This window comes from Paraburkholderia sp. BR14374 (assembly GCF_040948685.1).
Classification (GTDB): Bacteria; Pseudomonadota; Gammaproteobacteria; order Burkholderiales; family Burkholderiaceae; genus Paraburkholderia; species Paraburkholderia youngii.
In genome coordinates, this window is the sequence record NZ_JBFPKF010000049.1 from 1 (window position 1) to 10,255 (window position 10,255).

At 58.2% G+C, this 10,255-nt stretch carries 8 protein-coding genes and 1 pseudogene; 4 read left to right on the top strand and 5 right to left on the bottom strand.

What is annotated here, in order from left to right:
- Nucleotides 1-187: hypothetical protein (locus AB3X86_RS36905; RefSeq protein WP_368599752.1), on the bottom strand; the 187-nt coding region annotated here is incomplete at its 3' end.
- Here AB3X86_RS36905 and AB3X86_RS36910 point away from each other — a divergent pair.
- On the top strand, nt 158-427 hold the full coding sequence (locus AB3X86_RS36910) for an IS3 family transposase (RefSeq protein ID WP_368599755.1): 270 nt from the start codon (nt 158-160) through the stop codon (nt 425-427). The genes AB3X86_RS36905 and AB3X86_RS36910 overlap by 30 nt on opposite strands.
- Here the strand turns inward: AB3X86_RS36910 and AB3X86_RS36915 are convergent.
- Nucleotides 401-1,057: a hypothetical protein gene (locus AB3X86_RS36915; protein WP_368599753.1), complete on the bottom strand. Its 657-nt coding sequence runs from the start codon at nt 1,055-1,057 to the stop codon at nt 401-403. The two genes, AB3X86_RS36910 and AB3X86_RS36915, sit on opposite strands and share 27 nt — an antisense overlap.
- Nucleotides 1,058-1,424: 367 nt before the next feature.
- Here AB3X86_RS36915 and AB3X86_RS36920 point away from each other — a divergent pair.
- Nucleotides 1,425-1,682 (top strand): annotated as a pseudogene (locus tag AB3X86_RS36920) (transposase); the annotation flags it as partial.
- 705 nt (nt 1,683-2,387) lie between these two features.
- On the opposite strand, the gene AB3X86_RS36925 reads toward AB3X86_RS36920, so the two are convergent.
- Nucleotides 2,388-2,534, bottom strand: a complete 147-nt coding sequence (locus tag AB3X86_RS36925) for a hypothetical protein (protein ID WP_157646454.1) — start codon at nt 2,532-2,534, stop codon at nt 2,388-2,390.
- A 1,081-nt stretch (nt 2,535-3,615) separates the two neighbouring features.
- On the opposite strand from AB3X86_RS36925, the gene AB3X86_RS36930 reads away from it, so the two are divergent.
- Nucleotides 3,616-4,710, top strand: coding sequence for a porin (locus AB3X86_RS36930; RefSeq protein WP_368599754.1), 1,095 nt, complete (start codon nt 3,616-3,618; stop codon nt 4,708-4,710).
- A gap of 343 nt (nt 4,711-5,053) precedes the next feature.
- On the opposite strand, the gene AB3X86_RS36935 is transcribed toward AB3X86_RS36930, so the two are convergent.
- Complete coding sequence (locus AB3X86_RS36935) at nt 5,054-5,272, bottom strand: hypothetical protein (RefSeq protein ID WP_018436460.1); 219 nt, start codon at nt 5,270-5,272, stop codon at nt 5,054-5,056.
- A gap of 380 nt (nt 5,273-5,652) precedes the next feature.
- Between AB3X86_RS36935 and rpoD the strand changes: the two genes are divergently transcribed.
- The gene (gene rpoD / locus AB3X86_RS36940; RefSeq protein ID WP_368587697.1) at nt 5,653-7,644 is read left to right on the top strand and encodes an RNA polymerase sigma factor RpoD; all 1,992 of its coding nucleotides are present in this window, start codon (nt 5,653-5,655) and stop codon (nt 7,642-7,644) included.
- Nucleotides 7,645-7,802: 158 nt separating this feature from the next.
- Here the strand turns inward: rpoD and AB3X86_RS36945 are convergent, their stop codons facing one another.
- Nucleotides 7,803-9,083, bottom strand: a complete 1,281-nt coding sequence (locus AB3X86_RS36945; protein WP_368587696.1) for a hypothetical protein — start codon at nt 9,081-9,083, stop codon at nt 7,803-7,805.
- Nucleotides 9,084-10,255: the final 1,172 nt, after the last annotated feature.

The following is a 10,255-nucleotide window of genomic DNA, read 5'->3' on the forward strand; positions in this document are numbered from 1 at the left end:
AAAACGCGGTTGCAAAATCAGGCAAAAAAACGCATTCTTGAGTCCCTTCGAAATCGCGTTTCGGGGCCATTCCAGGTGGCCTCATTACGCCGATCATCCCCGGCTCGATTACGCCGATCCGTGACACGAGTCGTTCTTCGGCACGCTCGAAGCCGAACTGCTCTGTCGCGAACACTTCGCGACCCACGAACAGGCAAGGCGGCGTCTGTTCTCATTTCTGGAGAGCTGGTACAACATCCGCCGCCTCCACAGCAGCATTGGCTACTGTTCGCCGCTCGAATTCGAAAACCTGCATGCGCAAGATCAAAGTTTATCGTCGCGCGGGTTGCCCACCGCCGGGCAGCGTCGTGGTCGTGACAGGCGACCCGCCGCCCGGCCGTGGACAACCCGCAATTTGATCTTATCGGGAGGTGCCACACCGCATTAAACTCAACTGCAGATCTGTCCGTCGAACCGGGTCACCCTCAGACATGCCTTGCCACACGCAGCGGACTCCGGTGCGCCAACCGCTTGTGCAGAACCGTTCATACGGCGCGTCCGACCACCCGGTAACAGCAAGGCGCGCTTCCTGCCCGGCGCGCGGCATGAAGACCTGGTTATTCGCAAGGGGCGTATAAGTCTGGACCGGGCTGCAGAAGGCTGCGCTGTGAGAGGTGGAGGCGCATTGCAAGGACCTCGGATTCGGCTTGGGCGATACCCGCACAAGCTCGATGTCCGAGGTAGCCGACTGCCACACGACGTTGCCGATGGCAACGGTACCCACCTGGATGGTCGCGTACATCGGCGCGCAGTGCTTGGCAAGCACGAGCCATCGTGTGGCACGTTGGTAAGGCGTCAGTCTGTGGAGGATGCTCTTTGGCACCAACACCGCCCCTACGCTGCATGATCCAGAGGGAACGCTGACCTTCGAGCCAGAGATGACCGGCAGGACGGCGCGGTCGGGATTGCGAGGCTGCACGACGTCCGGGGTTTGCGCCGTGGCGACCGAGGATGCGAAGGTCGTGGCGATGCCCATTGCGAGGGATGCCACACGCTTTTGCAGTGGTAAGGTTTTCATCAGGGATCGAGTCCTCTCAGGGATGTCGGGATCGGGGAAAGTGGTGGTTCGCGAGGCCCATTTCAGGCCTCCGGCTCGCCTTCGTCGGCACCATGCCGGCCGGGGCGGCGTCGGGGCCCATCTCGGGGGCCTAGGTTCAGCAGACCAGTTCGTTCGGGTTCGTCTGCATGTCTCGCTCCTCAGGGACACGGATTTTTGCCACTTTTATCGGCGTTGTTGCATTTAGTCCCCACGCAGCGGCTTACCTTGACGACGAAGGTAGGCACAGCGCTCCAGCACCCCCGTTCGGGGGAAACATACCTTTGGTGCAAAAAATGGCGGTTGGGTCCGAAAAGATTCAAAAAATCAAAGGTCCTGAGGCCCGGTGCTGTTATGCGTCTACGCACTGCGCGACGAACTGAAACAGCTGTGCTTCTGCCGCAAACCCGCCTCGGCACAAAAGGCCTACGAGCGGTGGTTCAAGCAAGCCCGGCAAAGCGGGATTGCCGCTCTGACATTGTTCGCCCAGCGTCTGCAAGGCTATTGGCAGGGCTTGGCGGCCCGTTGCCGGCGTCCGTTCAATACCAGCGTTGTCGAGGACATCAACAACACCATCAAGGTCATTAAACGTCGCGCTTACGGGTAGCGCGACGAGAAATATTTCTTCCTCAAAATCCGCACTGCGTTCCCCGGTAGTCCTCGAGGAACCAGAAACTTGCCAGTAAGTCCCTGCAATTCCTACACCCCGATTTCCACCGGAAGCCTGAATGTTCAACATTCCGCGGATTGTTATGAGCCAACTCGATAGAAGCACTGCGTAAATGCGCGGGTCGTGCAGAACACGTCCGCCGAGGACTGCTGGCTCCAGCCTCAGCAATCTCGCTAAGATAAACATCGACTTGGTGAGTCAGTTTGGCCAGCGCACCTTCGCTTCGGACATCGGCCAATGCCACATTTCACCTCGCGCCGCTGATGAATGTGGAATTTCATTTTGTCATTGCCTAGTTTCTCGTAGGCATTATGCGAAGCTCAATGACCAGTCGCTTTGCTCCGCGGCGTGACTCCCATGCCCATTTTCCCCGCTGGGCCCGCAGTAGTAGGTAGAAGTATCGAAAGGGTCCGCAGGACTTGGAATTGAGTACATTTGGATCGGAACCTCAGTAGCCTGCGCCGCCACCCCCATTAGAGCAACGGACAGCAGGCCACCACATAGCACTCGCTTCATATTTTTCATAGGCACTCCATATTGGAACACGTTAATACACCGTAATTTATTTGCCCTCGCCGCACTGGCCGCCGCACGTTACGTATCTTACGAAATTCTCTGCGCAATCACTAGAAGGAAGGGGCATCAAATATATTGATGCCGATGCTGCTCATCATGGAGGTCGGTGCTGAGAGATCGTGGCGCGAGCTTGTCGTTCGAGGCATGAGGAAAACCAAAGGTATCCGTACGTCCCGCATCCACGTCTTTGCAGTCTTGGCGGTCCTTTTCCATGATCTTCGAGGTTCCATTGCCTGCACTAATTGCTGGCTTAGGCTCCTGCCGCTCTCAGTATCCGGCTGTCTGAATTGCTCACGCACCTCTTCGCGATGCTTCCGGGCGGCGGAAAACGGCCCCTACTACACGACTCTCGCATACCATTCATAACGCTTGTGAAGTCGGGGGGGCTTGAGATCCCCATCAAAGATTTTCCTAAAGGCATAAATTGTCTTTATTTGATATCGCCCCTGCTATTGAGGTATAAATTACGACAGCGATTTATTGGGGATCAGAAAATGCAGTCTATTCGAAAAATAGGCCATTGTTATCACCTAAGCAGTGGTCACTTTCCGCAGAAAAACGTAGCATTGAATGTCTTATTGCGCGTTTTTGTGATGCATATCTACATGGCAGTTTGCAACATAGAGGAATGCAGGCAATGACGAAGAGCCGGCCAGTTGCTGTTCAGCATTAACCGTGAAAAAGGGAGTTTCCACACGATCTCGCCCCTCAACTGCCGATCGAGTAGCCTGCGTTGCAAAGGTGGGGATATTCGAGTGGAATAGTCGTTCTCAACTGCTGCCGCGGCACATCACAGCGGCTCATCGGCCATTCCGTTGGAGCGCGGGAATCCTCGCTGGTCAGTGCTTGATTGTCATATCCAACGGCAGGCACTACGATCACCGAAACTTGGGATCCCGCGAGTCTTCTGTTGTTCCGTCGACAGTGTGCATCGCCGTTAGTGACCAAATGATAACTACATTTTTCCATCGAGCGAAAAGGGGGCAGCGCGGTCGCGTCACTGTGTCTGTCCTGGCATTCTCCTGCCTGTGGCAGGAGTCAGATCTCTTTTCGTTCCTGTATCGGACAAACCGGGGTGCGAAACCCCACGGAGCCGCACATGAACGTCACAGTCACCTCCTTGCGCCAGCCTTTGCGGCTGGCAACATCATCCGGATCCCTCCGTCAATCGATCTGCCGATCTGACTGGCTTCGATCCGTCGGCACTTTACCGGCAATCTCGCGTGGCACCCGTGTGCCTTGAGCGCATTGGTGTGTTCGGTATTTTCCGCCCCACTACTCCTTCGATTTGATCATGAACCAACTTCACTACTGCTCGTTGGCCGGCGCATTGCTAGCGCCCCTCAGTTCTACCTGCTCAGCCCAAAGCGTCACGTTATACGGTGCACTCGATGCGGGCCTCGCCTACGTCAGCAACGTGGATGGACATGCGCAATATCGCGCGACGTCGGGATTGATAGATGGCAGTTTCTGGGGGTTGCAAGGTGCCGAAGATCTGGGCGGCGGAGCCCGAGCACTTTTTCGCATGGAGCGTGGCTACTCGGTGACCTCGGGCGAAGGATTCAACGATCATCCGATGTACGTGGGACTTCAATCCGAGACCCTCGGGACGCTGACCCTCGGCCACCAATACGACCTGATTCACGACTATTTCGCGCCGTTCACGCTGACAGGGGGAACCGGCGGTACCGCGCTCGCGCATCCGTTTGACAACGACAATGCCAACAACTCCTACCTCGCCGCGAACTCCGTCAAATATGCAAGCGCCTCTCTGAACGGGTTCAGCTTCGGCGGCATGTATGCATTCTCCAACACTGCAGGCCGGTTCGCGCAGAACCGTGCATACGGCATTGCTGCGAACTACGGCAATGGCCCATTCAATGCCGGTGTCGCATGGATGCACAACAACGGACGCGGCCTCAACGAGGTCGGTGCCTACTCGCCATCGGCATTGCCCGGCAGCGGTCAGACAGTGATCGACGCCAGTGTGCAAAAGCAGGATGCGGTCGCCGCCGGCGCGAGTTATGCGCTCGGCGATGTGACTCTGGCAGGGGCGTGGTCGCGTTCGATCTACACAGGCGTTGCCGATGCGGACAGCGGCAGCGTTTTGCCGTCGATCGGGTTCAGTAACTACGAGATCAGCGCGGTCTGGCAAGCTTCGCCCGCCCTCTCGCTAGCGGGTATGTACGTGTTCTCCGACGCTTCTTCGGCGCATTGGCACCAGGGCGCGCTGCAGGCCGTCTATCAACTGTCGAAGCGTACGGACGTGTACGCGGAAACGATCTATCAGCACGCGTCATTGGGCGCGCCTACCGTGATCAACACCAACGATCCGTCAAGCAGTCAAAACCAGTTGCTCGTCGGCACGGGCATCCGGCACCGCTTCTAGGGCTGGATGATGTCGGCTTACGACGCCGCGAAGCGCGCAGCACACGACGCTACTCCGCAACCAGTTGTTCGTTTTGAGCTGAACCGGCCGCTTGCCGGATAGAACGGACGCTGCATATGCGGTCAACGACTCGGCGCGCCGCGCTGAATTCGCCCGTCAAGGCATCGACTTCCGTGTTGAACGGCCGGCCGCTGCCGATATCGAAGCGCGGCGCAAACGCCGCTGCGGTGTTCCCACTTTGCTGGCCGCTGTCGTCAAATGAATTGAAAAGATTGCGACTTACACGAAGTTGTCTCTAAATCTTTGGGCGTTGTCGCCGGTTTTGCATAGCCGGGGTGGCCGGTTACTGCTCGATGAACATGCGCCACTCCGGGAACTGCTCGAAAAAGCTCTCGCCCACATAGACATGATAGACAACGGGCGAATTCGTGCTCGACAAGGTATGGGGCGTACTGAAGGTGGAAAGCCCTAGGTCAATGCCGCTGGTGCTCGCCCATGCAGTCAAATCGTCCAGCAGGTTGCCCGCTTCGTCGCGCGATACTCGCAATTTGATCGGCTTCATCGCCAGTTCCGCAGATGCTCAAGATCGTCGGATGGATATCATAATCGAAGCGCCGGGTAAGTCATACGCGGGGCAACCGGGAGATGCCCGTGGTGCTCGATCGCGCGCTTTCCGGCATTAGCCTACCTCAGGCAGGTCCGCCGGGTCCTCATTTGATCGCGGTCCGTGCCAGCCGAACAATTCGCGGGATTGGTGCGGTGCAGCAGATGGTGTTACATTGCTAGCCTTTCCTCCTCGTGCGCCGCGTTTTGCGCTTCCCTATCGCACGCTGGTTCTGCGGGCCGTGTTCATTGCCCGTTGCGATCCTTCATCTCGTGCCTGCCCCGCAGCCGGCAACCGCTGGTTTCGCGATCGCCGGGCAAACCCCTTCAGGAGAATGTATGGCAAAGGTTGATCCGTGCAATTCAGGTCCAGATACAGCTGCATCAGCGCCGAAAGCGTCGGCCCGGCGCGCATCGAAGAGCAAGGCAACCGCAGGCCTGCTGCCGGTGGATACAGTGTCGCCGGACGAAGAGCAGCAGCGTCAGATGCGCGCACTCATTCAGCTCGGAAAGAAGCGCGGCTACCTGACTCATGCCGAAATCAACGATCACCTGCCGGACAACTTCGCGCAGACCGCTGCCATTGAAACCATTGTCAGCACCTTCAATGACATGGGCGTCGCGGTCTACGAACAGGCGCCTTCAGCGGAGGTGCTGCTTATGAACGATGCGGCGCCGGCAACCATGTTGGATGACCAGGCCGACGAGGAGGCGGAAGTGGCGCTTTACACCGTCGATTCGGAATTCGGGCGTACGACCGATCCCTTCCGCATGTATATGCGTGAAATGGGCGCGACCGGATTGTTGACTCGCGCGGGTGAGATCGAGATTGCGAAGCGAATCGAAGGCGGCCTCCAGGAAATGATCCGGACGATTGCTGCGTGCCCGGTTACCGTCTCCGCGCTCCTTCTGAGCGCGAAGCAGATTGAAGCCGGTGAACTGCGCATCGACGAACTGATTGACGGAATCAATGAGGAAACCGAATCGGTCGAACAGTCGTCGACGGATTTCGCTGAAGCGCCGCACACCGAGCAGGCCACAGCTGACGATGACGACGACGGCGATAAGCACAGCGAGATTGAAGACCGGGACACGGCGAGGGCGAACGAAGCGCGCCTGAAACAGCTCACGAGCGACAGCCTCGTTATTTTTGCCCGGGTGCGCGAGCTGTTCGAGCAGATTTCTGGTTCCCATGCTGTGCAGGGTATGGGGCGGGGAGCTGGCGCGGACCTGCGTGAAGCGATCCAGCGCGAGTTGGCGCCCATTCGCTTCACGGCGCGAACGATCGATCGGCTATGTAACGATGTGCAACAGCAGGTCGCACAGGTGCGCGCAGTCGAGCGCCATATTCTGCAAATTGCTGTTGATCGATGCGGCATGCCGCGCGAGAAGTTCGTCGAGTCGTTTCCGGGACGCGAAACTGATCTCGCGTGGACTGAAAGCACGGCGGCAGCGTCGCGCGAGTACGGCGCCGCCCTCGAACGTAGTCTGCCGGCGATTCAGGCTGAACAGCGGAAGCTTCTCGATATCGAAACGAAGGTCGGACTGCCGTTGCAGCAGTTGAAGAAGATCAACCGGCAGATGATGGCGGCGGAGTCGAAGATGCGGCAGGCAAAGCGCGAGATGATCGAGGCCAACCTGCGCCTCGTAATCTCCATTGCGAAAAAATATGTGAACCGCGGCATGCACCTCCTGGATCTCATCCAGGAAGGAAATATCGGCCTGATGAAAGCCGTCGACAAATTCGAATACCGACGCGGCTGGAAATTTTCAACTTATGCGACCTGGTGGGTGCGGCAGGCAGTCACGCGTTCGCTTGCGGATCAGGCTCGCACGATCCGGATTCCTGTTCACATGATGGAGTCGATCAACAAGCTGAACCGGATTTCCCGTGAGATCCTGCAACAAACCGGACGCGAGGCTCATCCTGCGGTGTTGGCGCAGCACATGGAATTATCGGAAGAGAAGGTTCGCGCCATGTTGAAGATTGGGAGGCAGCCCTTATCGCTTGAGACGCCAGTGGGTGACGATGCTGATGCGACACTTGGCGATATGATCGAAGATCCGACGGCGACGTCGCCCGCCGATGCGGCCGTGCAGGCGAATCTGCGCGCCGCGATCAATACGGCGCTCGACGCATTGTCGCCGCGTGAAGCGAAGGTGTTGCGGATGCGTTTCGGGATCGATACCGCATCTGACTGTACGCTTGAGGAACTGGGCAAACAGTTTGACTTGACGCGCGAACGGATCCGGCAGATCGAAAGCAAGGCGATGCGAAAACTGACGCATCCGAACCGCACCGCCAAGCTACGACCATTTCTCGACGATTAAGGCGCTGACGCGTGCATTGGAGGCTTGTGCCGTTTCGAAGGGGGGCTTGAGCAGTCAATTGTCGACCGGATAGTTGCGGTCCGATACCTCTGGGTCAGGGCGGGCCCGATGCGCGTCGGGCTCCGCGGGACAGTGGGTCATCGTCCGCTAGCGCCGACTCACAACAGGACTGCCTGCTGCAAAAGTTCCAGAGCCTCCAATTCGTCCAGCCGTCCTGTGCGCGCCTTTCCTGCCAACGTCTTGATCAATGCTTCCGCGATTGGCGCGATGCCGTGGAGATTTTCCAGGCTGGTGACCGAAGCGGGGAGTGGGACGAGGTTTTGCTGGGAGATTGCGGCGGGCTCAAGTGCCTCAGGGGTTGCCGATATGACTGTAGGCAGCTCGCCGTCATTTCCTTCAGAAGAGGGACCGGCGGCCTCGGCATGCGCATCGCTTATATGATCATGCGGACCGACGACGATTGCCGTGTTCTCATCTGCGACGTCCGCTGAAGCTGGCGAGACATTTTCCGGCTCGACCGGGACGCCCGTCCGCGCGCGTCGCGTGTGCGCCTTCGGATATGCGGGTTTGCCTGGCGCACCTTTCTTCGTCGCAGGCTCGACCGACTCCTGTTGTGCAACGGATCCCCGACTGCGCGAAGCAGGGGTCAGCAAACGTAACACCGACTCGGGAATTTCCATTTCCGAGCGCGGTGTGTCCAGCCAGCCAGTCGGCAAACCAAGACGCTCCGTGAAACGGTTCGCCTCGGCATCGTCCATGCGCTTCTTGCCATATAGCCGATGGGCGGTATTGGACTTAGTCATCGACATGACGACACCGAGGCGCGCCTTGGAGCCGTTGCGACCCGTGAGAACCTGGAGGTTCTGCCGTCGAATGTTTTCAAGCGTGGCGCTGTCGTTTAACGCCAGCGGTTGCTGCCGGGGCGCTTGAGAAGAGGCTCTGGGTTTCGATGATGAGCGTTTTCCTGCCGCATGGGCGCCTGTCGGTCTGGTCAACTGGCCTCGACTCTTTTTGACGGTCACTGGCGACACGCCCGTTGCTTTCTTTGGCATTTCCGTTTCCTCGGACAGGTTGTCTGCAAGAATGGATTGTTGGCCGCCGTTCGGGGCGGAAGCCGGTATGCGCGTTTGAGACGCAACCTCGGGCTCGCTGTCTGTTTTGATAAAGTCGAGCGGTGACTTCAGACGGGCGATGGTTTCGGGCGCGAGGGCAGGATGGGGCTGGTCAAAGAAACCATGCGGCAGTCCAAGCGTGGTTTCCATATGAAAAGCGGTCTCGGGCGTGAATCTTTCACCCTTCATCAATTCAGCAACTCGCGTCATGTTCGAGTCGAGTCCGAGCGCGATATTCTCTGCACCCACCGCATCGACGAGAAACTGGAACGACCGTGTTTTGAAGATTGACGCAGTCTGAGTGGAGTCTCGAGGAGGCGCCTTCAAGTATGGTTGTCCCGGCCGGTTGGACGGAGAGTTTTTCGCGTGGCGAGGTTGGCGTTGTCCGCTGTCCCGAGGTCCCGCAAATCGTCCGCGGGGTTGACCCATAAAATGTGGCTCCGTGCGATCGTTGATGTTTTGGCTGGTGAATTATAGACGAGAGGCAATGTTCGCATCGGATGCCAGCCTGCCCATATAGGGACGGTATACGAGCCGGAAGCGAGCTTCGGGACCGCAACGATGAGCATGGGTGGGTTCAACGAATCTACCTTGGCCTTGGCCGCGCATCGATCTGCAATGCGAAAACGATCGCAATCGGGCACCCATCTATGCCGCCAAGGCGCGATGTTCAGATATCAGCGCGCGCTGTGTCTGTATCAGACGCCGGAGAATTCGCGCATCGGACTGTCTGCGTTGCAGCAGGACATGCCGACGCAGCATTGCTGCCCAGCATAGTTCGACGGCATCCCGACGCGCGGCAATGACATTGCGTACAGCATCTGGGTGTCGTCGGCGGCTGCCTCGTCGACTGATAGAGCGTAGTCGACAAGAAGCTCGCCGCCGGTTCGATAGGGACGCGAGCGTGAATGAACACCCGGTCGCCCGTTTCGATGGCGTCGCTGCTGCAAAGACGGGCTCCGGTCTCGAACCTTGGTGAGTGGGTATTTTCAGGGATTTCGGAAATATTCCGGGGTTTCCATCCAACACCCGATCCAACAGTCGCCCCGGAAGCGCGAGATAGTGAAAAAAGTCCGACAGCTAGCGCAAAACAAGGGCGCCGGCATCACCGGGCGGCGTCTATGATTTCTGCCTCGATGTATGGCGTGAGAGGAAAGGCCAAGTGCTTGGGCGTCGGACAGATCTGGCGGCTACTTACCCCCAACCGCCGTCCGAACTCGTGTCACCACGATGGCTACTTTCGCATGAGGGGCGGTCATCCGTCCGCCGAGCTGTCCTCAAGCGCCTAGCGATAAACAGGCTAACCTGAAATCGAAAGCGAACTCGGGATACAGACGCTGAAACTCGTCCCGTGCCCGGTTGATTTAACATCTGAGATTGACCCGCAAAAACGGACATCTATCCTTTGGAGAAGGAGGTGCCGATTATGGCCAAGCATCGTACCCCGTACCCGGCGGAATTTCGGGCGCAACTGGTCGAGCTGGTGAAGGCCGGACGCA